Raw genomic sequence first — 25,060 nt, 5'->3', positions numbered from 1 at the left:
GAAACTAAATGTAACACAACGTAACCACATCGTTTTTATTTATTTCAGTTTACCGATTAAAAAGGCCTCCAACAAGGGAGGCCTTAATAAATATATCTGACCAGCAAAGGCTGGCATTACTCTATTTTTGCGAGCGTTTTACCGCATCGACGAACACCGCTTTAGCCTTGGTTGAACCGGCACGCTCGGCCTCGTTAACCAGCTTCATTGCCTTGTCGATATCGCCCGCCTTGACCGCTTTTTCGATCTGGCTCTGATAGAAGGCTTCGGTTTCACTCAGCATGGCCGGGGCGGGTTTGGCCGCGACAGTGGCTGTTGCAGTCGTCGTGACGGCTGCGGTCGCTATCCCGGCGACCTGCTGGCCTTGGCTCATGGCAACCTTGTCGGCATATTCGGGTTTGAATACCGCTTCAAGGCCGCTCCCCTGGGCCATATCTTTCACTTTGATCTGTACCAAACCCCACGGGGAGTGCGGGATCACCGGATCCTTGATGTCTGGCTCGACGGTACCATTAGCCCGGGCGAAGGCTTTTGATGGGTGCAGGATTGTGGTACTGCCAGAGAGCTGATCCGCTGGTGTATAGACGATCATGTATGTTTCGCTGGCCGGGTTGCCAGGCATGCTGCGGTCAACAAAGACACGCCCTTCGATGCGGTCGTTATCAAGCAAATGAGCAGGCTGATAACTGAATACCGACTCACCCAGTACGCGAGTCACCTTGAACTCGGCATCCAGCATAATGACCTTGGGCACCATCACGGTTTTGCTCACCTGTGATGCCAGGCTGATCGCCAGATTGCCGGTGTTGGTTGGCAGACGATAAGCCGCAAAGTAACTCATCCCCTCATCAAACCGAAAAGTGGGTTGCTTGCCATCAATGGCCAGCAAGGTCTCACCCTCAGGCAAGGAGGCATAGCTGAAATCTTTAAACGCCACACAGCAGCTTGAGGCCTTGGCCAGCGCTTGCTTGGCTTGATCTGCATCATTCAAGATCGAACCATGTTCTTGCAGAGGAACAACCATGTTTCCGGCACAACCGGTTAATAGCGCAGTGATTACGGCTGCAATAGACATCTTTACCCGTTTCATTTTTCTTATCTCCATAATCCGGTGGCCGTGATCCGGCGAAACAAAACTGCCCCCATAAGGGGGCAGTCACTAACTTAACTTAAACTTTTGCTTACCACCAAGCTTCTGCTTGAACACCAACTTGGTAGGTGTCTTTGGAGGTATTGCCTTCGAAGACTTTCTTGTCTTCGTCGTTAGCCAGGTAGGAGGCGAACACACGGATTTCCGGACGGGCCCAGAAGCTGGAGCCGGCAGACCAGGCTTGAGCCAGAGTCAGCTTGTAGCCAGCATCTTTGTCTTCGCTGCCATTGGTGGACTTGTTGTTGTCCTTGAAGTAGCCGCCTTCAAAGATGGTTTTGTTGAAGTCATCCCACTTGTACATCGGACGGATAACAGCAGACATGGTTTCGTACTTGTCGTTGCCATCCCACATTTCGTTGCCTACACCGTAGACCAGTTGGTGACCCATCTCCCAGGAGTTGCCCATCGGAACAACGCCCCAGTTGATGATACGGAAACCATCAGCACCATCTTTGGCTTCAGCACCGTACCAGGAACCATCACCGTAGAAAGCCATGTTTTTGGAATAGCCTTCGGTACCGTATTGCAGCACAGTCTTGTTAAAACCACCCAACACGCCTTGAGTCAGCTCAGCTGTCAACATGACACCATTTTTCGGGTCTTTTTTCAGCGCTTTCTGATCATTGGTTTCATTAACCAGTGCGTAATCTACACCCAATTCCAGAGAAGCTTCATTCCACAACGGGATGCCGGCATAACGCAGGTCCAGGGTGTTGACATTCAGATCTTCGTTCTTGGTATAAGTAGACTCTTCGATGTAATTACCAGTCTTATTACCATTGGCATCCAAAACATCTTTCTTGGTTACGCCGGTTTTGGTGTACTCACCGAATACATCTTTTGCACTGCGGTCGTTGCGAACCCAAGCGAAGGAGATCTTGCCAGGACCGGCCTGGATGCCTTCGATACCAGCGCCAGCGCCGGAGATGTTCCAGTAGTAGAAGTCGGAAATGTGGATGTCATGGCGTTGATAGTAACGCTTACCAGCCCACAGGGTTGCTTCAGGTGCAAAGTTCAGCAGGCCTTTAGCTTGTACGTTGAACTGACGCAGAGCGAAGTCGGAATCGCCATTGCACTGCTTGGCATCAAAGTTACAAACGGTACCGGTACCTTCCCAGTCATTGGAACCGTTGGAGGTCATGGCAAACATGGAGTCAACATAGAAAGTCTTGCCATCTTTGTTGAAGACTTCCTGACCCAGTTGTACTTCACCGTAGGTATCATTCTCGTTACCCAGACGGCCAACTTTATTGACGTTGTATTTCACCATGTCCCCGTCGCCGGAAACACCAACACCGGAACGCATATAACCGTGGAAATCTACGGCAAAGGCGGCTTGGGAAGCCAGGGCGGCAGTAACAGCTGCAGCAATCGGGAGCCACTTCATTTTCATTGTCATATTCCTTATTTCCCGCTGTGAGGAGTGTGATCCTGAATATTCAACTTCTTATCACCACGTAATCCTGTTGGTGATAACCGAGGTCGATTATAGGGAGCGTATTTCACGACAAATATGAAGCGACTCACAAAATGGCGACAAATCGCTCGGCAAGCAGCAAGCGCAACACAAGAAGACAAAAATACATAACAAACAGCAATAAAAAACCAAAAATAAGACAAAAAAAGCAAATACAACAAACTTGAAACCGTTATCAACAATTAATTCGCGATAGAACCAAAGTCGTTATTTTGCGTTCAGATGACAAAAACATGACTGAGATCGCTTTCAAGATTGAACTTTTATTTTGATGACGAGTCTGCGGGTCGCTTGAAACCATTACGACGCTGGCATGTAAAAAAGAGGAAATATCCCTCCGTTACAAAGAGAAATATGCTGGTTGCATGAGATGGTATTTGTGCAAATAACAATCCCCTGCCGGTTAAGGATCAGGGGATTGATATGGCTCTATTTCAGAGAATATTCAGGGCTGAATATCCCACTTTTGCAGCCAGGTGAGTGCCACCCGTTCGGGTTCATCGTGCACGGTGGCATCCAGCTCCAGCGGGGGAATCACTCGCGTGGCCCCCAGCTCTTGCAGCAGTCCGTCCAGCCGACGGCCCGCGCCACAAAAATGGTCATAGCTGCTGTCACCCATGGCAATCAGGGCATAACGCAGCCCCTTGAGCCAGGGTGCCTTGTCAGCCAGCTCGCTGGCAAAGGGCTGCAGATTGGGAGGAATATCCCCCTGCCCTGTGGTGGCACTGACCAGCAATAAAAAACGGCCGGGGTCGATGTCCGCCAGCCGTGCTTCTTCGTGCAAAGAACAGTGATGCCCCTTGCGTTCCAACTCATCTGCCAAGGTCTCGGCCACCAGCATGGCTGCGCCGTAGACACTCCCAACCACGATATCGATCTGCGCCATTCTCCCCTCCCTGCTTTAGTCACTTTTTTGAGCAACGCTCGTGAGCAACTCTATCAGCAAGCTGGCGTCAGATGCCACCCGTTCAGGGCCGAGGATCAGGCGCTTAGTAATCGCTCTCGCTGGCGGGCCAGCCCAGCTCGGCAAACAGGCGCAACACATCCTGACCGAGCGGCGCCTGGATCCGCATCGGCACCTTGAGCACCGGATGGGTAAAGCTCAGGGTGCGGGCCACCAGCAGCAGCCGTTCGCAGCCAAAGTGCTCGCGAAAGAAGCGGTTGTGACGGCCATCCCCGTGGGTGGTATCCCCGACGATGGGGTGGAACAGGTGATCCATATGGCGGCGCAGCTGATGCTTGCGGCCGGTCTTCGGGAACAATCTGACCAGACTGTAACGACTGGTGGGGTGCTTCTTGGAGACCGCGTGGGGCAGCTCGACCTGATGCAGGCGACGGAAGGTGGTGACGGCATCCTGCGCCGGACGATCCGGGTTGCTCATGGCATCGGCAATCTTGTCCAGCTGCTCCTTGAGGGGGTAGTCGATCACCCCCTGCTCGGGCGCCCAGCCCCGCACCAGCGCCAGATACTCCTTGTGCACCTGACGTTGGGTAAAGGCTTCGGTCAGTGCGCGGGCAATCACCGGATCGAGGGCAAACAGCAGCACGCCAGAGGTGGGCCGATCGAGGCGATGCACCGGATAGACATGGCGACCGCCGATGAGATCCCGGGTCATCTGCATGGCGAAGCGGGTCTCGGCCTTGTCGAGCCAACTGCGGTGCACCAGCAGACCGGACGGCTTGTTGACCGCCACCAGCCACTCATCCTGATAGAGCAGGGTCAGCTTCAGCTCACTCTCTTCTCGGGTTTGCTCTGGCATCATTGTTCGATCACTTTGCCGGAGAGCAGCAGGTCGAAGCGGGCGATCAGCCGCAGCAGGGCCGCCACCTCGGCCAGCTCCTCTTTGTAGACTTCGCTGGCCATGGGATAGAGGGAGACGCTGGTGGGCAACGGCGCCTGCAACATCACCAGCTGCTCCATGCGCGGTATCAGCACGAACTGCAGCCACTGATCAAAGCTCAGGGTATCGACACAAAAAGGCAGGGTGCTTGCCAGGGCTTCGTCACCGGGATGGTCAGCTTGCCAGCGCTCGAGGCGCTGCAACTCGGCGGTGAGTTCCCCCAACAGGCCAGCTACCAGCAAATATTGATTCATCTCGCTCTCTTCCTCATTGCCACAGATTGATCCGCTGATCCGACAGGGTCAGCCAGGATGCCGATAAATTCCGTCGCGCAGCACCGGCAGTTCAGCCGGGTCGTCGACATACACGGCAGCCAGCGCGGCCTGCCGCCGTTAAAAAAGGGCGATACTATACACCTCCCCCCGCATGGCTGCCATGTTGATATCTGCCGCAACGCGTGTCTGCTGCCACTGGCTATCCTCGGCAAGGGCCTTATAATCGGCCCGCATCACCATTAGCCGGATCTCACCATGTCTGCGACGCCTACTGCCATCAATACCTTGACCGAATTTCTGACTCAGGCTGGCACCCAGTTCCAGCTGTTTGACATGGGCCGCCAGGTGCGGCCACTGGCAAGCGATACCTTTGTCCGCATCGAACAGCAGCAGGAGCCCTACCCCTGGCCGCTGCAACAGCACGCCTGGCTGGGCGTTCACTTCTTCCAGCCGAGCGAGTCTCGCCACTACCTCTGGTTCCTCAAATTTGCCCTCGATGAGCGCGGCCTGCTGATGTCAAACGGTCCCAAGCTGTTCATGGATCAGGTGGTGGAGACCCTGGGCTACAAGCTCACCGGCGATCTGGATGAGGAAAAAGCCCAGCGCTTGGCTGACAATCCCTACACCTTCCGCCCGGCGGAGGCCAAAATGGCCAGTCTGCACGCCAAGCTGGCGCGCCAGCTGGAGCAGCCCCCTTCCGCCTATTACGATGCCCTCTGCCACTATCTGGCCGCCCCCAACAACACCGGTTGGCAGACGCTGGGGCTGCAGGGCTTTGCCGATCTGGCCGAACGGCTGCATGATGAGCGCAATCTGGCGCTGGTTTGCAAGGCGCTGCCCAAACTGCCGCAAGAGCCGCTCTACGCCCTCTGCCAGAGCCTTGAAAACGCCCCGCTGCCACCGGCAGTACAAGGGGCCTTGCTCGAGCGGATCGGCAAGGAGCAGGAGTGCGCCGCCCCCAACCCTGAGACCCTGGCCTACCTCTGCCGCGCCATGGCCTCCTGCCCCGGCAGCGCGCTGCGCAGCAACAAGCTGCTGACCCTGCTGCAAACCCAGCCGAGCCCGGCACTGCTGCTCGCCATCGCTGGCCGACTCTGGCCCGATCTGAAGGATGCCAGACTGCTCGGCGACTATCTGGAACAGCTCGCCCTGCAACCGACCCAGTTCTTCAATCAGGTTTTTGCCGAGTTGGTCACTTTACCGGCCCTGCGCAATGATATGCTGGCCAGACTGCGCGACCCCGACCGCAGCGAGGCGCTGGGCAAAGCCATCGGCCGTCTGTTTGCCTCGGCCTGATCCCTCGCCTCACCCTCACGCCACGAGACAACACGGCGGGAAATAGAAAAGGAGATCGGGAGTGCCGAGCAGGACTCCCGGTTATCGACATCACGATAAGGAAGCCCGCCTATGGGAGAGATGCTCGGAATTCTGTTGCTGATTGCCGTTGCCGGCCTGTTCTGGCTGCAACGCCAACAGGCAGAAGTGGCTTGGCAATATATGCGCCGCTACTGCCAGCACCATGATCTGCAACTGCTGTCGCTGGCTCGCCATCGGCGGGAGCTGGCGCGTCATCCCCTGCGGCTGCTGACCCACTATCAGTTTGAATTCTCCAGCGACGGCGAGAGCCACTATCAGGGCACCCTCAAGATGCAGGGGCTGCACGTCGTGGGCGTCGATCTGCCACCCCATCGCATGCCTGCCATCTGAATATCGCCATCTAACGCTTGTCATCTGACTGTCCCTGCCACGGCAGGGACACTGATCTCTCCCCCCTGTACCTGATACAACCTGACCGCTCAATCGTGACGGGATCGGACCTTGGCCTCCGGGGGCCACTGGGGGCGATAGCGCGCCGCTGATGAGGAGCCCCAGCTCGGTATAAGTTAAAATGTGGGCATTTGGCCAAACACCATAAATTATATTTATAGTGACCTGCAGACCTGCCAGACACCGCTCTCACCTGCTATCCAGCCTCAATCGCACCGCTTCCCCGCTGACGATAAAACCCCGACCGGACAAGGGGAGATGCCTGTCTATAATCTCAGGGATACGTAAAGGGAGAGACGAGATGGAACCCCTTGTCCACGATCTGCCAGCCCTGTTTGCCCAACTCGGAATGGCCAACGATGAGCTGAGCCTGCACCGCTTTGTGCACGACCATCACCTCGACAATGAAACCCTGTTGCCGGAGGCCAGTTTCTGGAGCGCCACCCAGGCCAGCTTTTTGCGCGACGCCCTGTGGCACGACTCCGACTGGTGCGAGGCGATCGACCTGCTCGATGTGATGTTGCGCCAGCCCCGCTGAGCTGCCCGCCCCTTTCCTCCCCTGCCGGCTTTGGTTAAGATCCCGCCCCGATATCGATCCCCCTTCTCATCCAGAGCATGCTTATGTCCGCCCACGAGATCATCCGAATTGCCAACGAGCTGGCCGCCAAGGGCCTGACGCCCACCACCGCCATGATCAAGGCCCGCCTCACCCAGCCGGTGCCGATGGCCGAGCTGCTGAAAGTGCTGAGCCAGTGGAAGCAGCAGCCCGTCGCGACCGCCGAGAGCGAGAGCCTGCCGGAGGCGGCGCCCCAGCCAGCGCCAGCGCTCACCCTGCAGCAACTCGCCGATCAGCTCGCACGCATCGAACAGAAGGTGGATCGGCTGACCGACCTGCTCATCCAGCAGGGGAAAAACTGAGCCATGTATATCGTCGAACTCTGCTTTGAGTGTTACCGCGACACCTCCCTCGGTGAAGCCGAGCGGGCCATCGTCAACTACCTCGACATGCTGCGCTATCAGGGCCAGATCCTCGGGCGGGAGTTCCCCACCAGCATGCACGAGGGCTATTTCGTCAGCCGGGTGGTCTGCCCGGAGCAGGATAGCCTGCACCCGGACAACCAGAGCGATCAGGTCAAACTGGCCGAACAGCAGCTCAATCAGGCCGGGCTGCTGGCACCGAAACTGCAGTTGCAGGGGGCGGATTTACTCTCTGACAGCACCGACCCTTGCGGCGAGCTGGGTGAGCGGCCGAGCTGGATGCTGCTTTACACCAGCTTTTTGCACACCTGCTCGCCGCTGCGCTGTGGCGACCACTTTGCCCCCATTCCGCTCTACCAACTGCCCGCCGTCGCCAATGGCGATCAGAAGCAGATCATCAAGTGGCAGGAGGATTGGGAGGCGTGCGATCAGTTGCAGATGAACGGCTCCATCGCCGAACATGCGGCGCTGCACGAAATCGGCGAGGTGGGCAGCCGCCTCTACCGGCGTGGCAGCGATCTGGCCAAACGGCTGGAAGTGCTGAGCGGCATCCCCACCTACTACTACCTCTACCGGGTGGGCGGGCTGAGCGCCGCCGAGGAGAAGGCGCGCCCCTGCCCCAGCTGTGGCGGTGAGTGGGCGCTGGCTGCGCCGCTGCACGAGATCTTCGACTTCAAGTGCGACAGCTGCCGACTGGTCTCCAACCTCTCTTGGGATTTCAAGGATTGAGCCTTCACTTGAAGGCTGCTTTCGCTAATTGAGATGGCAAATGTCCGATTACGCTTCGCTAATCGAACCTACCCCTTGCTCTCAACTCCTGCTGGATGGGGAGCTTATTGCGGCAATGTCTCCAGCCGTTCCAGAAACGCCGGCAGGGAGGGCGCCAGCGGCAAACGGCGGCCGGAGTCGAGCCACTCCAGCCACACCTGACCACTCTCGTTATCCAGCGAGATGAGCGTCATCTCGTTGCGGGTGGTGGCAATAAAGATGGAGGGGGTTCGCTTGAGCTTGCGCAGCATCAGCAGATGGCCGATGAGGTTCTCCCTGAGCAGGTCGAGATCCGCCTCGTTCCAAGGCAAGATCAGTTCAAGGCGCAGCCCCTTGAAGAGACAGGGGATGGGGCGGCTGAACCAGTGACCAAACAGGGCGATGGCACTGGGATGAATCGTCAGCTCGAGGGCATCGGCCATGGCCGCAAAATCGGCAGGCTCGGGACGATGGTGAGGACGCCAGGCCACCCGACCATCGGCGGGCTCACCAAGCTGGCACGGGGAACGCCAGTCCGCCTCCCATTCGCACAGGGGCAGGCCTCGTCTGGCCTCGCCATCCCGTTGCCAGCGGGCAAAAAAATGCTCCAGAGCAGACAAAACTTGATCCGACATCGAAAATCCCCACAATTGCTGGCAAAGTCCGCTATTGCACCACCAAACCCGGTGACAGACAAGGTTGCCAGCCGACCTTGCGACCCAAGACACCGACCGGGTGACTCCCAAGCCAAACGGCTGCAAACCTCTGGCCGTGCAATAACCCGGTTCATTCCACTCATCATGAGTACATTACGTGAGCAAACCTGTGAGCAAACAAGAGAGATATGCCGGGGCTAGTGCCCTGACCGGCCTGAGCCTTGGCCAGCAATCCGATTACATCAGCCAGTACACCCCTTCCCTGCTGCAACCGGTTCCCCGCAGCCTGAACCGGGATGACCTCCAGCTGGGCGATAACCTCCCCTTTACCGGTTGCGATGTCTGGACCCTCTACGAACTCTCCTGGCTCAACGCCAAGGGCAAGCCGATGGTAGCCGTTGGTGAGGTGACCATTCCGGCCACCAGTGCGAACCTGATCGAATCCAAATCCTTCAAGCTCTACCTCAACTCGTTCAACCAGACCCGCTGCGACTCCATCGAGGCGGTGGCCGCCATGCTGACCCAGGATCTGAGCGCCTGCGCTGGCGAAACCGTCAAGGTCACCCTGTTCTCCCTCGACCAGGCGCCGCACCAGATTGCCCTGCTGCCCGGCGAGTGCATCGACGAGCAGGATATCGACGTTGATCACTACGAATTTGATGCCACCCTGCTGCAAGGGGCTGCTGGCAGCGAGCAAGTAGAAGAGACCCTGCACAGCCACCTGCTCAAATCCAACTGTCTGGTCACCAGCCAGCCGGATTGGGGATCCGTGGTGATCCGCTACAAGGGGCCCAAGCTCGATCGGGAGAAGCTGCTGCGCTACCTCATCTCGTTCCGCCAGCACAACGAGTTCCACGAGCAGTGCATCGAGCGCATCTTTATCGACCTCAAGCACTTCTGCCAGCCTGAGCAGTTGACCGTCTATGCCCGCTATACCCGCCGCGGCGGCCTCGACATCAACCCGTTCCGTTCCGATTTCGAGGCTGTGCCCGCCAACCTGCGCCTGATCCGGCAGTAAGCAAAGAAGCGGCTAAAGGGTGGGGCACAATAGCAGCCCCACCATCAACAATCTCGCCCCCCCCATGCACGCAGCACGTCCATGCCGGAAAGGGCGTCGGATAACCCATCTTCTCTCAAGCCAGAGAGCCCTCAGTAAACGCTGGACTCGCAGGGGGAGGCTTGGATAACATGCCTTCACCTCTGCGCTGTCCTTAATCCAATGAATCAACTGTTTTTTCTGGCCATGATGATGTCCTCCCTGTCAGCTCCGAATCTGGATCTGGACAAGGAGCAACTCTCTATCGATCTGCAACAAGCTCAATCGCTGGTACTGACCGATCCTGCCAGATGTGTCCAGATCACCTCTGCTTTTCTGACGCGCGCGGCCAATAATCCCCAGCAAATCATCAGCAATCGCCAGGAGTTCGGTTATCGCGAACCCATTCTGAGTTACAGCACGGTGGCCCAGACCATAGGTGCGCACCTGCTCAAAGGGGAGTGTCTGCTGCAGTTGGGGCAGTATCAGCCCGCCCAGCAAGCACTCGACAAGGCGATGGCGCTGGCAGACAAAGAGCAGCAACCCGAGCTCAAGGCTCACGGACTCTATCTCAAGATCCGCAGTCAGGGGCTCAGACCCGACGGCCAAAACAGCAGCCGTACCCTGCTGGAACAGCTGGCAACCCAGCTGGCGCTCCCGGGTCTCAAGCAGAGTCAGTTGCAAATCTATAGCCGCCTGCAACACACCAGTTATGACATCGAAAATCAGCACTTTGACGATGCCAAGGCCCATCTGGCCGATGCACGGATCTGGGCAGCCAAAGCCGCCAATCCCCTTGCCAGTGCCTGGGTCAGCGCCATCAGCGGTGACCTTTACCGCGCCTTGCAACAGCCACAGCTGGCGCTGGGGGAGTATATCGATGCCCAGCAGCAGGCAAAAAGCCTCAACGACCCACTCTTTCTCGGCCTGCTGTCGAACCAGATAGTCAAACTCTATCAACAGGAGCAGGAGCCCCAGAAAGCGCTGCAATATGCCAATGAGGCGGCCAACTACTTCCACTCCATCGGCAACCCCGCCCTGCTCTGTGATTCCCTGATGGTGCTGGCGCGGCTCAACCGTGATCAGGGCGACCTCAACATGGCGCTGGTCTACTTCTTCAACGCGCTGGATCTGCTCAATGACGAGAGCAGCCGGCCACAGGCCTCCCTGCTCAAGTACGAGATCGGCAAGACCTACCTGCAAAGTGGCAATCTCTCGCTGGCCAGCAACTACCTCAATGCCGCGCGCCAATCCCATGAGCTGAACGATGCCAAAGAGCCGCTGATCGACACCCTGCTGCTGCTCGGCGAGCTCTATCTCCAGAAGCAGGAGGCGGCCATCGCCATCCTGCAGCTGGAAAATGCCCGGGCACTGGCCAACCAGATTGGCGATACCCGCCGTCAGTACGAGGTATTCCGCCTGCTCTCGCTGGCGTATGAACAAAAAGGGTACCTGCGCCAGGCGCTCGACAGTTACAAACGCTTCCACCGTCTGGGGGAGGAGGTCCGGCAGCAGGAGATCGCTCAGGAGCAGGCGGCAATCCGCGACAACTATGTCCAGGTCGAGCGGGTGCAGCATATCAAGGAGCTGGAGCAGCGGCTCAGCAACAGCAAGCACCAGCAGGAGCGCTATCTCTGGTCGAGCATCACCACCAGCCTGCTGCTGGCGCTCTTTATCTATCTCTTCTTCACCCTCTGGCTCAAGTTGCGCACCGCCCGCCTGCAACTCAAGCGCACCGGTGAAGCCCTGCTGATCGAGCCCCGCTCCGGGCTGGCTAACTGGCAGCGGTTGATGAACCGCTGGCCGCGGGAGATGGCAAAACGTCAGCTGAAATCGGATCGCTGGTATCTCAGTGAACAACCCACCAGCGAATTTGATGACAAGCTGCACTACCTGCTGTTCCGGGTGCCCTTTTTGGTCAACACGCTGGAACGCCACGGTTATCAGGCCAGCAGCGATATCGAACAGGCTTTCGGCACCTATATCGATACCCTGACCCCGCAGGATGGCCGGATCTATGACTTGCGTGAAGGGCACATGCTCTATGTGGTGCCGCAACGCCACGTCACCAACCTGCATCAACTCGCAGGCGATCTGCTGACCGCCATCGCCGCATTCCCCTGCGCCTATCCGCTGGATCGCCGGATCAGCCTCGGGATTGTCAGTCACCCCTTCCTGCCCAAGGCGGCGACCGCGCTCGATCACAATGGCCTGTTTGACCTCTGCTATCTCGCCCTGTCGGGAGCCATTCAGCTCAGTGAAAAATGCCAGCAAAACGCCTGGCTGGAGCTCGCTGCGATCGATTGCCAACAAGCGGCATTTTTTAATGGGGATGTGTGGCAATGCGGCCTGATGGCAATTGACAAGGGGCTGGTAAAAGTCAATTCTTCTCATGAAAAGCAATGGGTTAATTGGCACAGCCTTGCAAGGATGCAAGTCGCGGATGACCAGTAGGCAATGTAGATAACAGACGAGGTTCGAAACCCGGTTCGACCACTGTTGCTATCCAACACCAAAAACAATAATGAGAACAGGGCGACCTGATAATGAATGACATCGCTGCCGTAGCAGGACAATTGGCAAGACTCAGGGAATCCCTTCAGCAGAAACAGCTGGAACTCGACGGTGTGCTCTCGTTCTCCGATGCAGAGCGTGCCCGCGGCATCCAGTTCATCAACAAATTGATGCTCTCCTGCCGCGGCTTTGACCGTGAGCTGGACAATCGTTTCGCCAAACTCAAGCAGAAACTGGATAACAATCCCGCATTCACCTCGCTGGATGCCGACCTGCTGGCCATTGAAAAACTGCTGCAGCAACACAGCAACGCCCTGGAAGAGTCGATAACCCTCACCCAGACTGCCATCGATCTTGGCTCCAAACAGCTGAAAACCATCAAGGGTTTCCCGGAAGAGACCCGCAAATCCCTCAAGGAATTTCTGGCCAGCCCAAGCGGTTACGGCATTGCCGATCACCAGAAAAAGGTGATCAAGCTGCTGGAGTTCTACCAGCAGGCGATCAAGATCCAGCTGCTACCAAGCCAGCCCCTGCTGGCGCAGCCAGGTGTCCCACCGCAAGATGGCAACCCCGCGGACAACGATGCTCAACCCGATGCTGACCCGTTTGATCTGAAGGATCACGCCCGCATTGCCGATGATCTGCAGCGGCTCATCACCGAACTCGATTTTGCCGGCGCCATCGGCGAAAGCCTGAGCGACATTCGCCGCCAATTGCTGATCGAGCTCAACCCGGCCATGCTGGCGGAAACCTGTCTGCAGGTGATCGAGCTCATCATCGAGGGCACCCGCGAGGAGCGCAAAGCCTCCCGCGCCTTCCTTAGCTCCCTCAACGAGAGCCTGTCAGCGGTGCATATCGGGTTTACCGAATCCCTCGATGAGGGGCGCGCGCTGCAAAACGAAACCAGAGAGACCCGCGAGGCGCTGGTCAACGAGCTGCAGGCCATCGATCACTCCCTGGCCAGCCACAACTCCCTCGATGCACTCAAGCGAGCCATCTCCAGCCATATGGGCGCCATCAACCTGCTGCTGCAAGAGCGTGACAGCACGGCGGCGCGGGAGCGCCACCTGCTCACCCGCCTCTCCACCATGGAGTCCAAGCTGCGCTTGATGAAGGAGGAGACCGCCGAATACAAGAAGCGGCTGACCATTCAAAAGCACAAGCTGTTCCTCGACAGCCTGACCCAGGTACACAACCGCGCCGCCCTCGACGAACGGCTGGAGCAGGAGTACAAGCGTTGGCTTCGCTATCGTACCCCGCTCTGCATGGCGATCATCGACATCGATCACTTCAAGAACATCAATGACAACTACGGCCATATGGCGGGTGACAAGGCGCTGAAAGTGGTCGCCAAGGCGCTGCAGAGTGCGCTGCGTGACACTGATTTCATCGCCCGTTTCGGCGGCGAGGAGTTTGTGGTGCTGCTGCCCAACATCAACCCGGAGAAGTTCCAGAAGCCGCTGGAGACCCTGCGTCAGACCATCAAGAGCATCCCGTTCCGTTTTCGCGATGCCAAGGTGGAGATCACCATCTCCATCGGTGCGACCCTGTTCAAAGAAGGGGACAGCCCCACCGATGTGTTCGAACGGGCGGACAAGGCACTCTACCAAGCCAAGAACACCGGCCGGGATCAAGTGACACTGGCCTGACTAGCGGCGAAAAAAACAGCGAACAGTCGCGCCCCTATTTCCCTCCCCCCTCTGTTACCACTACTATCGATCTCAGGGGATGCAACATGGCGTCCCCTTTTCTCCCCAGGGAAAAACACAACGATAACAAGTGAGTAAAGGGGAACCTATGATTACGCATATCAATCCCGTCGGCAGCATGGATTTGCTGTCACAGCTCGAGGTGGATCGCCTCAAGCAGACTGCCTCCAGCGATATCTATCAACTGTTTCGCAACTGCTCGCTGGCAGTGCTCAACTCAGGTAGCCATACCGACAGCTCCAAGGAGATCCTGGAGCGCTTCAAATCGTTTGATATTCATGTGATCCGGCGCGAGCGCGGGGTCAAGCTGGAACTGTTCAATGCCCCCGAGCATGCCTTCGTCGATGGCGAGATCATCCGCGGCATTCAGGAGCACCTCTTCTCGGTGCTGCGCGACATTCTCTATGTCTCCAATCAGCTCGAGTCCAACCGCCAGGTCAATCTGACCAACTCGACACACATCTCCAACGTGGTGTTCGCCATCCTGCGCAACGCCAAGGTGATCCTGCCCGGCGCCGATCCCAACCTGATCGTCTGCTGGGGTGGCCACTCCATCAACGCGATCGAGTACCAGTACACCCGCGCCGTGGGCAGCGAACTGGGCTTGCGCGAGCTGAACATCTGTACCGGCTGTGGTCCGGGCGCTATGGAGGGGCCGATGAAGGGGGCCGCCGTCGGCCATGCCAAACAGCGGGTACGAAACGGGCGCTATATTGGCCTCACCGAACCCTCCATCATCGCCGCCGAACCGCCCAACCCCATCGTCAACGAGCTGGTGATACTGCCGGATATCGAGAAGCGGCTGGAAGCCTTCGTGCGTCTGGGCCACGGCATCATCATCTTCCCGGGCGGGGTCGGCACCGCCGAAGAGCTGCTCTATCTGCTCGGCATCATGATGCACCCGGCCAACGAGCGGCAACCGATGCCCATCATTCTGACCGGTCCGAAAGAGAGTGCCGACTACTTCCGCGCCATCGATGACTTTATCAAGGCGACCCTGGGCGAGCCCGCCACCCGTCTCTACCGGATCATCGTCGGTGATGCACCGGAAGTAGCCCGGGTGATGAAAGAGGCGATGCCGAAAATTCGCGAATATCGCAAATCAGTCGGCGATGCTTACTCCTTCAACTGGTCGCTCAAGATTGAGCCGGAGTTCCAGCTCCCCTTCGAGCCGGATCACGCCAACATGGCCAGTCTGGATCTGCACCGCAACCAGCCGCCGCAACTGCTCGCGGCCAACCTGCGTCGTGCCTTCTCCGGCATCGTGGCTGGCAACGTCAAGGAAGGGGGCATTCGCGCCATCGAGAAGAAGGGCCCCTTCAAGTTGCACGGCGACAAAGAGCTGATGCACCTGATGGACAAACTGCTGGAGAGCTTCGTCAAGCAGCAGCGGATGAAGCTGCCGGGCAGCCAGTATGTTCCCTGCTACGAAATCGTGCGCTAACGCACGGAGGGTAAAATAATCGACAGAGGGGCGCATCGGCGCCCCTCTTTATTGGCTCTATCCTTCCCTTGATGCCATCAATCCCCCATCAGGCGAGCGGTTTGTTACAATGGGGCGTCCCGACCGCCAAGAGTGCCCCATGTCAACTATCCGGCCACACCTGCTCATCATCGATGCCCTCAACCTCATTCGCCGTCTGCACGCGGTACAGGCCCAGCAGGCACTGACCCCTGCCCAGGCGCTGGTTGCCACCCGTGCCAACCTCATCAATACCTGCCGCAAGCTGCTGGCCAATAGCGAACCGACCCATGTCATCGCCGTGTTTGATGGTGAGGTGCACAGTTGGCGCAAAGAGGTCTATCCGGCCTACAAGGAGGGGCGCACCCCCATGCCCCCCGAGCTGCGTGAGGGGCTGGCGACCCTGCAGGATGCCTTCTGGGAGTGCGGTGTCGATGCCCTGCTCTCCGAGACCGATGAAGCGGATGATCTCATCGCCACCCTCGCCAGCGGCATCGCCAGCCACGGCCATCAGGCGACCATCATCTCCACCGACAAGGGGTTCTGCCAGCTCATCTGCCCGCAGATCCAAATCCGCGACTATTTCAACAAACGCTGGCTGGATGCGGCCTTCGTCCAGCAGCAATATGGGGTAACCCCCGCGCAGCTGGTCGACTTCTGGGCTCTGACCGGCATCGGTGGCTCCAACATCAAGGGGGTACCCGGCATCGGCCCCAAGACCGCCACCCAGCTGCTGCTGCAGTATGACCATCTGGCAGCCATGCTAGAGGCCTGCCAGCAAGAGGATGCTGCCAAACCATTGCTAAAGCTGCGCCAGCATCGGGATGATGCCTTGCTGGCCCAGCGGCTGGTGCGCTTGCAGCAGGATATTCCGCTGGGATTCAACCTGCGGGACATCCGTTACCCACCCCAGCCGGAATAAATGGCCGAACAAAAATACAGGCAAGGGCGCGAACCATGACGAGACTCACCCTCGCTGTTGATGAAAATGAGTAGAATGTAAAGGAATGTGGTCGGTTTGCTGAGTAAATGCTATAAAGCAGCCCCATCCTCCCCTATACCCTGGAAGTGGAACCCTCTCATGTCCAAAAGAAAAATTACCGTGATCCCCGGCGACGGCATCGGCCCCAGCATCATCGAATCCGCCATTCAGATCCTGACCCACGCAGGCTGCGACTTTGAATACGAATATGCCGATGCAGGTCTGGTTGCCCTCGAAAAACATGGCGAGCTGCTGCCCCAGGCCACCCTGGATCTGATTGAGAAGAACAAGGTGAGCCTCAAAGGGCCATTGACCACGCCGGTCGGCGGCGGTTTTACCTCCATCAACGTCTCCCTGCGCAAGAAGTTCAACCTCTACGCCAACGTACGTCCGGTTATCTCCTTCAAGGGCACCAAGAGCCGTTACGAGAACATCGACATCATCACGGTGCGTGAAAACACCGAAGGGATGTACTCGGGTGCCGGCCAGAAGCGCAGCGATGACAACAAGAGCGCCGAGGCGATGAGCATCATCACCCGCGAAGGAGCCGAGCGCATCGTCAAGTTTGCTTTCGAGCTGGCCCGTCAGGAGGGTCGCAAGAAGGTCACCATCATCCACAAGGCGAACATCCTCAAATCGACCTCAGGCCTGTTCCTCGAAGTGGCCCGGGAAATCGCCAGCCACTACCCGGATATCCAGAGCGAAGAGATGATCGTCGATGCCGCCTGCATGAATCTGGTGATGTATCCGGAGCGCTTCGATGTGATGGTCACCACCAACCTGTTTGGCGACATTCTGTCGGATCTCTGTGCCGGTCTGGTTGGGGGTCTCGGCATGGCACCGGGTGCCAACATCGGCGATGGCGCGGCCATTTTCGAAGCGGTACATGGCTCCGCCCCCGACATCGCGGGCAAGAACATTGCCAACCCCACCTCGGTGATCCTTGCCTCCATCCAGATGCTGGAGTACCTCGGCATGCAGGATAAAGCAGAGCGGATCCGCGAGGCGGTCCGTGACACTATTGAATCCGGTGATCGGGTCACCCGCGATCTGGGCGGCAGCGCCTCCACCAGCGAATTCACCCAGGCCATCATCGATCGGCTATGAGTTAATCCATTGATTTAAAAAGGGAGCTTCGGCTCCCTTTTTATATTTCTGAAGACTTTCCCACTTTGTGCAGTGCAACTATGTTGTATAGACAAGGATAACAAGGAGAGTTGTTCATGAACGGGAGTTGGCGCTATCTGGTTCCAGTCTGTCTGCTGCTGAGCAACGCGGCTGGCGCATTCGAACTGTCTCAACCGAATCAAACGGCCAGGCTGCCACTGGAAGAGCAGCGCACGGCCACCGAGGTCTGGCGTTCTACTCTGGATACCAACGACCTGCTGAAGGCACCGCGACCTCTCTCGTTCGGGATCGAAGTCACCACCGACAACTATGGCAATCAGAAGGTCACCTCCTACCAGCAACTTAATCTGACCCCGGAAAAGAGCGTCAGCCTCTCGTTTGATCGCTACAAACCCAGAGTCAAATTCCGGGCTGGCAGCCTGAATACCGCCATCAAATTGAGAGGCGATGGCGTGAAGCTGCAGTTCAATCCGGTCGATAAAACCATTCCGTTGGAGATCGAGATCAAGGTGACCGATGACGAGTCATCCCTGCGCGTCGATTACCGTTTCTGATTTTTCGAGCCACCGAATAGCAAAAGACCGACAGGTTGCCCTGTCGGTCTTGGCATTTATCGTGCGGGTTGAGCGCTTACATCACGCCTTGGGCTCGAGTTTGGAGACCCAGTACTTGTTGTAAACATGCACGGTGATCTCTTCACGATCGTGATAGAGCTGCTTGGCCTGGATCACGAACGCGTTGTCGATCTCCTTGAGCATCTCGCGCAATACCTCGATGTTGTGCACCGATTCGGCATAACGCTTCTTCATCGGCAGCTTGAGGTTGAACATCGCCTCCTGGCAGTCGCTCTCACGGAACCAATCCGCAATCATGTGAACGACCCGCGCCGGTTTATCGACCATGTCGCACACCAGCCAGTAGGTGTTCTTCTTGCTCGGACGCCAGACAAAACCGTCATCCCGGATATGCTTGACCTGACCGGTATCCATCAAGGATTGGGCCATCATGCCGTTGTCGACCGCCGTCACCATCATGCCACGACGCACCAGCTGATAGGTCCAGCCACCCGGGCAGGCGCCCAGATCCACCGCCTTCAAGCCAGAACAGAGACGCACATCCCACTCTTCTCGCGGTACGAACACGTAAAACGCCTCTTCCAGCTTGAGGCTGGAGCGGCTCGGTGCATCGGCCGGGAAGCGCAGACGCGGGATCCCCATGTGGAATCCGGAGTTATTGAACGAGTAGGAGTAACCCAGCAGCACGTGATCATTGGCCATGAAGAAGGCGTGGAACACCGGACGGTTCGGCGTCTCCTTCTTGGTCAGTATCTCGTTGCTGCGCAGCGCCTGACGAAGCGGCACGGTGAACTTGCGGCAGAAGGCCGACAGCTCTTTCGCTTCGTTGGTATCCGCAGTCTCGACCCGCAGATCGCCACAAATGGTGTATTCGCGAACAGCGTCGATGATGGGGGAGATCCTGTCCGCGACATCCAGATCCTTCAGCTCGTGGGTGACCACCAGCATCTGACGGATAAAGATAAGCTCCCGGAACGGCAGCTTGCGAGCCAGCAGGTCCGCCTGCTCCTCGTCATACAGCTCGAATATCACATAACCGCTGTCGTCCTTGACCCGGGCGAAACCGTAGCACTGCATGTTACCGGCACGCTCGGTGATCTCTGCAGCCGCCTCTTTCTCAAAACCGGGGCGGCAATAAAGCAGCAGATTATTCATTTTTTCCTCCAAGACGACAGCCGGCCCAGATCAGAGCCGCCCATCCCAACATAAAACAGAGGCCACCGGCCGGGGTAATCAGCCCCAACCCCTTGCTGCCAAGCAGCACCATGGCGTAAATACTGCCGGAGAATCCGATGATCCCCAGCACAAATGCGCTGCCAGCGAAGGTGATCACCTTGCTGCGCACACCACACCAGCCCAAAACCAGCAGGGCCAATGCGTGAAAAAACTGATATTGCACGGCGGTATTGAACGCCGCCAGACGCTCGGGCGTAATGCCGGTCGCCGCCAATCCATGAGCGCCATAAGCCCCCAGCATGGTGGCCGTCAACCCGAAGAGACCGGCCAGTATCAGCCAATGTCGATGGATCTGCATCCTCACTCTCCCTCTCTCATCACGGCTGGCAACCAGGCCAACCCCCTCTTGCTATCCGTGCCGGGCGACAAAATGCCTGATGGCAGCCGCCCCATGCTGCATATTCTCCTGCTCACTCACACCACTGGCTTTACGCGGTTTGAAACCATGATCACCATCGGTCAACCAATGGACCGATACGGCGGGTGAGAAGGGGAAATCGGCCAGTTCGGCGCGACTACCGAAGGTGTCGCGCTCCCCCTGCAACAGCAGGGTTGGCACTGCAATATGCTTGAGTACCTCGCCTCGCCAACTGTCGGGCTTGGCCGGAGGGTGGAAAGGATACCCGAGAATGAGCAATCCTGCAGCATTCATCTCACCCTCACCTTCACGATACAGCTCCGCCGCCATCCGCCCCCCCATCGACTTGCCCGCCAGAAACAGCCGTGGATGGGCAAACTCACGGATCATGTCGTGCCAATGGGCAAGCAACACAGGCGCTCTGTCCGGCGGACGGCGCTTGCCATCCTGTGCTCGCTTGGTCATGTAGGGAAAGTTGAAACGCACCACTTCGATGTCGGAGCCAGCCAGCAGGCGTGAGAGCTCGGCAAGAAAAGCGTGATCCATCCCCGCGCCCGCACCGTGGGCCAGCAAAATGCGAACGGGGGCATCAACTGCCCCCTCGCGGATCACATCAGCCATCGGCGAGCCTTGCCCTGCGACGCGCCTCTTCCTGCTCCACCAGCTCCAGCATCCAGTCGCGGAAGGCAACGATCTTGCCCTGATCAGACTGTTGCTCCTGGCATACCAAATAGAAGGCATTTTTGCTCACCAGCACCTGCTCGAACGGGCAGATGAGGCGACCGGCTTCAATTTCGGGTTGCGCCAGCACGCTGTGACCCAGAGCCACCCCCTGACCGTGGATCGCCGCCTGGATCACCATGGTGGAGTGGCTGAAGATGGGACCCTGATTGACGTTGGGTGCATCAATATCAAGCTGGCGGAACCAGGCCTTCCAGTCGCGGCGGGAGGTATCGTGCAGCAGGGTATGAAGAGTCAAATCTTGCGGGGTACGCAGCGGTTTGGGCCCGGTCAGCAGCAAGGGGGAGCAGACCGGGATCAAGTATTCGGTATGCAGCTTGTCGCAACGCAGACCCGGCCAGTTGCCGCGCCCGTAATAGATGGCCACATCCACATCGTCGGTAAGCGACCCTTCGTCGAGATCGACCGCCTTGATCCGCACGTCGATATCGGGGTGGCGTTCGCTGAACTTGACCAGCCGCGGCACCAGCCACTGGATGGCGAAACTCGGCTGCAGACTGACGGTCAACGCCCCCTTGGCACTGCGGGCCAGCAACTTGTCGGTCGCCTCAGAGATGGAGGCAAAGATGTCCTTGATATCCAGGAAATAGCCCTGCCCCTCTTCGGTCAGCAACAAGGAGCGGTTTTTACGGCGGAACAGCTTGATGCCAAGATACTCCTCCAGCGCCTTGATCTGGTGACTGATGGCAGCCTGAGTGACAAACAACTCTTCTGCTGCGCGGGTAAAGCTTAAGTGGCGAGCCGCTGCTTCAAACGCCTTGAGGGCATTGAGCGGAGGTAAACGACGAGACATGACACCAGCCGACGATGAGTTTTTCTAATGGGGCGCATTATAATTTGTCGGTTGCGGGTCGACCAGTGAATAAACATAATTCGCCCGGCAATCAGTTGTCATATGGCTCACATTTTCTACTACATGTTGGTTTACATGTGTTTTTCGTGAGTCTTTCGACTGTGATTGTGGTGTTGTGTTTCTTCCTCTGCGGGAAGAGGGGCTCAAATCTGGTCGATTTGACCCAGTCTGTCATCTGAATGTGTTTGGCGCCTCCAGCTGGATGGCGCCTTTTTTCATCCCGTTACACCTTGAACTTGCCCACCAGTTGCTGCTGTTTGTCAGCCAGCGCAGAGAGTTCGCGACCATTTTCAGCGGACGTCGCCGCTTCAACCCGAATGGTGTGGCTTACTTCGCGAATATTGCTGACGTTGCGATTGATCTCGTTCGCCACCCGGCTCTGCTCCTGCGCCGCGCGTGCTATCTGCTCGTTCATCTGGTGGATGGTCGAAACCGACTGGATGATCTGCTCCAGCACCCGCACCGAGAGATCCACCTTGTCGAGCGTCAGGTCTCCCTGAGCATGACCGTCGCGGATCGCCTTGACCACGGCGCCGGTACCGGATTGCAGCTGACTGATCAGCGTCTGGATCTCGACGATGGCATTCTGGGTTCGGCCGGCCAGATTGCGCACCTCATCGGCTACGACCGCAAAGCCCCGGCCCTGTTCACCCGCCCGCGCCGCTTCGATGGCAGCATTGAGCGCCAGCAAATTGGTCTGCTCGGCAATCCCCTGAATGACGGTGAGGATGTCATTGATATTGTCGCTATTGGCAGAAAGCCGCTCCACCACAGGCTGGGCATCGTTGATGATGGCCATCAACTTGCGCATCGCCTCCTGGGTGTCAGCCACCACATATTTGCCCTCTTGCGCCGCAGCATCCGTCTCATTGGCAGCATGAGCCGCAGAGGCTGCATTGCCGGATACCTGCAACGACGTTGCGCTGAGCTCTTCAAACGCCGTCGCAACCAGATCGATCTCCTGATACTGGGACACCATACCGCTGCTGGTACGCTCGGCCACCTGTGCAGCCCGGTCGGCGCTGGTTCGGGTGCCGGCAACAGTGTCGATCACCTGACTGATGGTCGATTGCAACGTGCTGAGAAAACTGTTGAACCACTTGGCCAACTCGCCAATCTCGTCTTGCCGCAGGATATCGATACGCTGGGTCAAATCCCCTTCCCCACTGGCAATGTCCTTGAGGCGGGCGACCACCGCGCGAATAGGCGCCACGATTTGGCGGGCCATCAACCAGATAAAACTCAATGCAGCCAGTGAAATCAGCAAGCCAATCATCAGTTGCGTAACCACGCTGCGGTTGGCTTGTGCCACAAGTTCATCTTGCAACTGCTGGGCCGAGGCCAGCACTACAGCCCTTGGCAACTCGATATAAATGCCCCATTTGCGATCAGTTCCGCGCATGGATACGGGCACGAACGTTTGCAGCAGGGAGCCATCACTGCTCCAGCGACTGAGTTCCTGCCCCTGATTGAGCCACCCCTTCAGGTCTGTCGCCAACGCTTGGTACTTCTGATCCAGCCCTCGCCCCAGCGTCACATCAAACTGATCGGCACCCGCAACGCGCCCCTCATGGCTGACCAGCAATATTCTGCCTTTGCCATCATAGAGCTCCTTGTCCATGGCAGAGACCAGATTTTGCAAGGTGGTCAGGGAGATATCGACCCCTACCATCCCCAGCAACGTTCCCTGATCCAGCAAGGGCACGGAGACCGAGGTGATCAAGACTTTCTTGTCTCCAACATCGTCCATATAGGGCTCGAGCAAACATAACGCCCGGGTACGAATGCTGCAGCGATACCACTCGTTTTCTACACCACCGGTCGCAGTAGGGCGCTCATCGGCCAACACATCCTCATTCTGCACTTCCGGGACTATCTTGCCGTTGTCATAAGCCCAGTAACTGGAGAAGCGCCCCTTGTCGTTGGCGCCGAGATCGGTAGAGCCCTGATAATTGCTATCTTCCCCATCCAGTTGATCGGGCTCAAACACCGCATAAACACCGAGCAAGTTGGTCGATGAGGCGACGGCATCGTGCAACTGCTGGTTGAGGGCGCTACGCAGCGCTTCCGAATGGACAAAGTTGTCGGCCGCATTCTTGCGCTGGAACTGTACGTTCTCAGCCAGCAAGCTGGCCCGGAAATAGGCTTCATCGAGATAGCTGGTCACCTTGGCCGCCTGCTCTGAACCCATCGCCTTCATCCAGTTTTCGGCTGACTGCTGGGCCTCTCCCATCGTGGCGTACCGCACCTGCTCCTGCATCTGATTTGCATTGTAAATAGAGGAGGCAACCAGGGCTGCGGCTGTGACCAATAGACAGCAACCGGCAATCAGGGTAATCCGCCCCTGGACAGAAAGTGCGCTCATGCCAATATTCCTACGTCATACACAGAGAGATGGAGTGATTATCGACTTTATAAACAAAAACTTAACCATCTCAGAGCAAATTCAGCGAAAGTTGGTTAACTTCTCCCTCTTTCGGCAACCCGACCACCAGCCCCAGCAATCGAACCGACCGTCCTTGTGATCGTAGCAACCCTTCTTTGAGCATGGGGATAAATAAGCCCGCCTGATAGCCCCCCTGGCTGCGATAGACGGTGGTCTGATGGAAATCGGCAAATTTGAGTTTAATCCCTTGGCCCATCACCTGCTCGGCAGGGCAGACGATCTGAAAGCGCCGCTCCAGCTCCGGCAACAGCTGATTCAATACCGTCTGGCAGGCCTCCTCGTCACAGAGATCGCTCGCCAGCGTGGTCTCCACCCCGATGGTTTTACGGATCCGGTGTGCCTGCACCGGCTGCTCATCAAGTCCCCAAATCCGGTTAGTCAGCATCTCGCCCAGCTTGCCAAAGCGGCTTTGCAGCTCATCCGCCGACAACGCTCGTGCGTCCTCGCAGGTGTAAAGACCCTGCGCCTCGAGGCGCTCGGCCGTCTTGCGCCCGACCCCGGGCAGTTTGCCAAGGGGCAACTGACAGACAAACTCTGCCACTTCGTCGGGGCGAATGACAAACAGCCCATCCGGCTTGCGCTGTTCCGAGGCCAGCTTGGCGAGAAACTTGTTTGGTGCCACTCCGGCCGAGGCGGTCAAGCCCAGCTCGGTGACGATGGCTTGCCGGATCTCTTGCGCCATCAGGGTAGCGCTGCCGCCGCAACAGCGGCTTTGGGTCACATCGAGATAAGCCTCATCCAGCGACAGCGGCTCAACCTGATCGGTATAACGGAGGAAAATGGCCCTGAGCTGACGGGAGATATCCTTGTACACCGCCATCCGCCCCGGGATCAGTACCAGCGGCGGACAGAGTTTTTTCGCCAATCCGCTCGGCATAGCCGAACGCACCCCGAATCGACGCGCCACATAGTTGCAAGTCGAGATGACGCCGCGCCGCTCGGATGAACCACCTATCGCCAGCGGCACCTCCCGGAGCGCCGGGTTGTCCCGCATCTCCACCGCGGCAAAAAAGCAGTCCATGTCGATATGGATAATCTTGCGCATACCACTGTATAAATAAACAGACATGGCATCATCTTACCCCAAGGATGGACACAGCTCTATCTCTCTCGTTGCGGCTAAAATGAT

The 25,060-nt window shown here is 57.7% G+C and carries 24 protein-coding genes; 12 read left to right on the top strand and 12 right to left on the bottom strand.

Annotated features, from left to right (window positions below; all coding sequences use genetic code 11):
• Positions 1–121: 121 nt before the first annotated feature.
• From LD28_RS0116010 to LD28_RS0115990, 5 genes are all read right to left on the bottom strand, one after another.
• On the bottom strand, positions 122–1,090 hold the full coding sequence (locus LD28_RS0116010; protein ID WP_033137941.1) for a MalM family protein: 969 nt from the start codon (positions 1,088–1,090) through the stop codon (positions 122–124).
• 91 nt (positions 1,091–1,181) lie between these two features.
• On the bottom strand, positions 1,182–2,543 hold the full coding sequence (locus LD28_RS0116005; RefSeq protein WP_033137940.1) for a maltoporin LamB: 1,362 nt from the start codon (positions 2,541–2,543) through the stop codon (positions 1,182–1,184).
• 529 nt (positions 2,544–3,072) lie between these two features.
• Complete coding sequence (locus LD28_RS0116000) at positions 3,073–3,513, bottom strand: flavodoxin (RefSeq protein ID WP_033137939.1); 441 nt, start codon at positions 3,511–3,513, stop codon at positions 3,073–3,075.
• 103 nt (positions 3,514–3,616) lie between these two features.
• On the bottom strand, positions 3,617–4,390 hold the full coding sequence (gene truC / locus LD28_RS0115995; RefSeq protein ID WP_033137938.1) for a tRNA pseudouridine(65) synthase TruC: 774 nt from the start codon (positions 4,388–4,390) through the stop codon (positions 3,617–3,619).
• A complete protein-coding gene (locus LD28_RS0115990; protein ID WP_033137937.1) occupies positions 4,387–4,722 on the bottom strand; it encodes a YqcC family protein in 336 nt (111 codons plus the stop codon). Before LD28_RS0115990 ends, truC begins: the two co-directional genes overlap by 4 nt.
• A gap of 276 nt (positions 4,723–4,998) precedes the next feature.
• On the opposite strand from LD28_RS0115990, the gene LD28_RS0115985 reads away from it, so the two are divergent.
• The 5 genes from LD28_RS0115985 to LD28_RS0115965 all read left to right on the top strand — a co-directional run bounded on the left by LD28_RS0115985 (position 4,999) and on the right by LD28_RS0115965 (position 8,217).
• Complete coding sequence (locus tag LD28_RS0115985) at positions 4,999–6,039, top strand: DUF3549 family protein (RefSeq protein WP_033137936.1); 1,041 nt, start codon at positions 4,999–5,001, stop codon at positions 6,037–6,039.
• Between the two features lie 111 nt (positions 6,040–6,150).
• Positions 6,151–6,450, top strand: coding sequence for a DUF3301 domain-containing protein (locus LD28_RS0115980; RefSeq protein ID WP_033137935.1), 300 nt, complete (start codon positions 6,151–6,153; stop codon positions 6,448–6,450).
• Between the two features lie 361 nt (positions 6,451–6,811).
• Positions 6,812–7,048 carry a DUF2789 family protein gene (locus LD28_RS0115975; protein ID WP_033137934.1) on the top strand — a complete coding sequence of 79 codons (237 nt, stop codon included), beginning with the start codon at positions 6,812–6,814 and terminating at the stop codon, positions 7,046–7,048.
• A gap of 83 nt (positions 7,049–7,131) precedes the next feature.
• Positions 7,132–7,428, top strand: a complete 297-nt coding sequence (locus tag LD28_RS0115970) for a DNA-binding protein (RefSeq protein WP_033137933.1) — start codon at positions 7,132–7,134, stop codon at positions 7,426–7,428.
• A gap of 3 nt (positions 7,429–7,431) precedes the next feature.
• Positions 7,432–8,217 (top strand): Zn-ribbon-containing protein, encoded by a 786-nt coding sequence (locus LD28_RS0115965; protein ID WP_033137932.1) that lies wholly within the window; start codon positions 7,432–7,434, stop codon positions 8,215–8,217.
• Between the two features lie 104 nt (positions 8,218–8,321).
• Here the strand turns inward: LD28_RS0115965 and syd are convergent, their stop codons facing one another.
• A complete protein-coding gene (syd, locus tag LD28_RS0115960) occupies positions 8,322–8,870 on the bottom strand; it encodes a SecY-interacting protein (RefSeq protein ID WP_033137931.1) in 549 nt (182 codons plus the stop codon).
• A 190-nt stretch (positions 8,871–9,060) separates the two neighbouring features.
• On the opposite strand from syd, the gene queF reads away from it, so the two are divergent.
• The 7 genes from queF to LD28_RS0115925 all read left to right on the top strand — a co-directional run bounded on the left by queF (position 9,061) and on the right by LD28_RS0115925 (position 18,276).
• Positions 9,061–9,909 carry an NADPH-dependent 7-cyano-7-deazaguanine reductase QueF gene (queF, locus tag LD28_RS0115955; protein WP_033137952.1) on the top strand — a complete coding sequence of 283 codons (849 nt, stop codon included), beginning with the start codon at positions 9,061–9,063 and terminating at the stop codon, positions 9,907–9,909.
• Between the two features lie 201 nt (positions 9,910–10,110).
• The gene (locus LD28_RS0115950) at positions 10,111–12,381 is read left to right on the top strand and encodes a hypothetical protein (RefSeq protein ID WP_033137930.1); all 2,271 of its coding nucleotides are present in this window, start codon (positions 10,111–10,113) and stop codon (positions 12,379–12,381) included.
• A 92-nt stretch (positions 12,382–12,473) separates the two neighbouring features.
• A complete protein-coding gene (locus LD28_RS0115945; protein WP_033137929.1) occupies positions 12,474–14,090 on the top strand; it encodes a GGDEF domain-containing protein in 1,617 nt (538 codons plus the stop codon).
• A gap of 148 nt (positions 14,091–14,238) precedes the next feature.
• Positions 14,239–15,594 carry a nucleotide 5'-monophosphate nucleosidase PpnN gene (gene ppnN, locus LD28_RS0115940; protein WP_033137928.1) on the top strand — a complete coding sequence of 452 codons (1,356 nt, stop codon included), beginning with the start codon at positions 14,239–14,241 and terminating at the stop codon, positions 15,592–15,594.
• A gap of 139 nt (positions 15,595–15,733) precedes the next feature.
• The gene (gene xni, locus LD28_RS0115935; RefSeq protein WP_033137927.1) at positions 15,734–16,534 is read left to right on the top strand and encodes a flap endonuclease Xni; all 801 of its coding nucleotides are present in this window, start codon (positions 15,734–15,736) and stop codon (positions 16,532–16,534) included.
• A 159-nt stretch (positions 16,535–16,693) separates the two neighbouring features.
• Positions 16,694–17,701 carry an isocitrate dehydrogenase gene (locus LD28_RS0115930; RefSeq protein WP_033137926.1) on the top strand — a complete coding sequence of 336 codons (1,008 nt, stop codon included), beginning with the start codon at positions 16,694–16,696 and terminating at the stop codon, positions 17,699–17,701.
• 116 nt (positions 17,702–17,817) lie between these two features.
• Positions 17,818–18,276: a hypothetical protein gene (locus LD28_RS0115925; protein ID WP_033137925.1), complete on the top strand. Its 459-nt coding sequence runs from the start codon at positions 17,818–17,820 to the stop codon at positions 18,274–18,276.
• Between the two features lie 81 nt (positions 18,277–18,357).
• On the opposite strand, the gene rlmM is transcribed toward LD28_RS0115925, so the two are convergent.
• The 6 genes from rlmM to dinB all read right to left on the bottom strand — a co-directional run bounded on the left by rlmM (position 18,358) and on the right by dinB (position 24,976).
• Positions 18,358–19,452, bottom strand: a complete 1,095-nt coding sequence (rlmM, locus tag LD28_RS0115920; protein WP_033137924.1) for a 23S rRNA (cytidine(2498)-2'-O)-methyltransferase RlmM — start codon at positions 19,450–19,452, stop codon at positions 18,358–18,360.
• Entirely contained in the window at positions 19,445–19,831 is a 387-nt protein-coding gene (locus LD28_RS0115915; RefSeq protein ID WP_033137923.1) for a DUF423 domain-containing protein, read from the bottom strand. Before LD28_RS0115915 ends, rlmM begins: the two co-directional genes overlap by 8 nt.
• 51 nt (positions 19,832–19,882) lie before the next feature.
• Positions 19,883–20,512, bottom strand: coding sequence for an alpha/beta family hydrolase (locus LD28_RS0115910; protein ID WP_033137922.1), 630 nt, complete (start codon positions 20,510–20,512; stop codon positions 19,883–19,885).
• Complete coding sequence (locus LD28_RS0115905) at positions 20,505–21,425, bottom strand: transcriptional regulator GcvA (RefSeq protein WP_033137921.1); 921 nt, start codon at positions 21,423–21,425, stop codon at positions 20,505–20,507. The genes LD28_RS0115910 and LD28_RS0115905 overlap by 8 nt, the downstream gene beginning before the upstream one ends.
• A gap of 283 nt (positions 21,426–21,708) precedes the next feature.
• The gene (locus LD28_RS0115900) at positions 21,709–23,850 is read right to left on the bottom strand and encodes a methyl-accepting chemotaxis protein (protein ID WP_033137920.1); all 2,142 of its coding nucleotides are present in this window, start codon (positions 23,848–23,850) and stop codon (positions 21,709–21,711) included.
• Positions 23,851–23,920: 70 nt separating this feature from the next.
• Complete coding sequence (gene dinB, locus LD28_RS0115895) at positions 23,921–24,976, bottom strand: DNA polymerase IV (RefSeq protein WP_081959593.1); 1,056 nt, start codon at positions 24,974–24,976, stop codon at positions 23,921–23,923.
• Between the last annotated feature and the right edge of the window lie 84 nt (positions 24,977–25,060).

The sequence above is a fragment of the Aeromonas finlandensis genome (assembly GCF_000764645.1).
Classification (GTDB): domain Bacteria; phylum Pseudomonadota; class Gammaproteobacteria; order Enterobacterales; family Aeromonadaceae; genus Aeromonas; species Aeromonas finlandensis.
This window is presented reverse-complemented; position numbering and strand designations above follow the sequence as displayed.

Bases quoted from the DNA above. Each gene is read 5' to 3' on its own strand.
- LD28_RS0115965 (WP_033137932.1), top strand. From the start codon at position 7,432: ATGTATATCGTCGAACTCTGCTTTGAGTGTTACCGCGACACCTCCCTC.
- LD28_RS0115970 (WP_033137933.1), top strand. From the start codon at position 7,132: ATGTCCGCCCACGAGATCATCCGAATTGCCAACGAGCTGGCCGCCAAG.
- LD28_RS0115980 (WP_033137935.1), top strand. From the start codon at position 6,151: ATGGGAGAGATGCTCGGAATTCTGTTGCTGATTGCCGTTGCCGGCCTG.
- truC (WP_033137938.1), bottom strand. From the start codon at position 4,390: ATGATGCCAGAGCAAACCCGAGAAGAGAGTGAGCTGAAGCTGACCCTG.
- LD28_RS0115945 (WP_033137929.1), top strand. From the start codon at position 12,474: ATGAATGACATCGCTGCCGTAGCAGGACAATTGGCAAGACTCAGGGAA.
- LD28_RS0115925 (WP_033137925.1), top strand. From the start codon at position 17,818: ATGAACGGGAGTTGGCGCTATCTGGTTCCAGTCTGTCTGCTGCTGAGC.
- xni (WP_033137927.1), top strand. From the start codon at position 15,734: ATGTCAACTATCCGGCCACACCTGCTCATCATCGATGCCCTCAACCTC.
- LD28_RS0115930 (WP_033137926.1), top strand. From the start codon at position 16,694: ATGTCCAAAAGAAAAATTACCGTGATCCCCGGCGACGGCATCGGCCCC.
- LD28_RS0116000 (WP_033137939.1), bottom strand. From the start codon at position 3,513: ATGGCGCAGATCGATATCGTGGTTGGGAGTGTCTACGGCGCAGCCATG.
- LD28_RS0115990 (WP_033137937.1), bottom strand. From the start codon at position 4,722: ATGAATCAATATTTGCTGGTAGCTGGCCTGTTGGGGGAACTCACCGCC.
- dinB (WP_081959593.1), bottom strand. From the start codon at position 24,976: ATGCGCAAGATTATCCATATCGACATGGACTGCTTTTTTGCCGCGGTG.
- ppnN (WP_033137928.1), top strand. From the start codon at position 14,239: ATGATTACGCATATCAATCCCGTCGGCAGCATGGATTTGCTGTCACAG.
- LD28_RS0115910 (WP_033137922.1), bottom strand. From the start codon at position 20,512: ATGGCTGATGTGATCCGCGAGGGGGCAGTTGATGCCCCCGTTCGCATT.
- LD28_RS0115985 (WP_033137936.1), top strand. From the start codon at position 4,999: ATGTCTGCGACGCCTACTGCCATCAATACCTTGACCGAATTTCTGACT.
- syd (WP_033137931.1), bottom strand. From the start codon at position 8,870: ATGTCGGATCAAGTTTTGTCTGCTCTGGAGCATTTTTTTGCCCGCTGG.
- LD28_RS0116010 (WP_033137941.1), bottom strand. From the start codon at position 1,090: ATGAAACGGGTAAAGATGTCTATTGCAGCCGTAATCACTGCGCTATTA.
- LD28_RS0115905 (WP_033137921.1), bottom strand. From the start codon at position 21,425: ATGTCTCGTCGTTTACCTCCGCTCAATGCCCTCAAGGCGTTTGAAGCA.
- LD28_RS0116005 (WP_033137940.1), bottom strand. From the start codon at position 2,543: ATGAAAATGAAGTGGCTCCCGATTGCTGCAGCTGTTACTGCCGCCCTG.
- LD28_RS0115915 (WP_033137923.1), bottom strand. From the start codon at position 19,831: ATGCAGATCCATCGACATTGGCTGATACTGGCCGGTCTCTTCGGGTTG.
- LD28_RS0115900 (WP_033137920.1), bottom strand. From the start codon at position 23,850: ATGAGCGCACTTTCTGTCCAGGGGCGGATTACCCTGATTGCCGGTTGC.
- LD28_RS0115950 (WP_033137930.1), top strand. From the start codon at position 10,111: ATGAATCAACTGTTTTTTCTGGCCATGATGATGTCCTCCCTGTCAGCT.
- LD28_RS0115975 (WP_033137934.1), top strand. From the start codon at position 6,812: ATGGAACCCCTTGTCCACGATCTGCCAGCCCTGTTTGCCCAACTCGGA.
- rlmM (WP_033137924.1), bottom strand. From the start codon at position 19,452: ATGAATAATCTGCTGCTTTATTGCCGCCCCGGTTTTGAGAAAGAGGCG.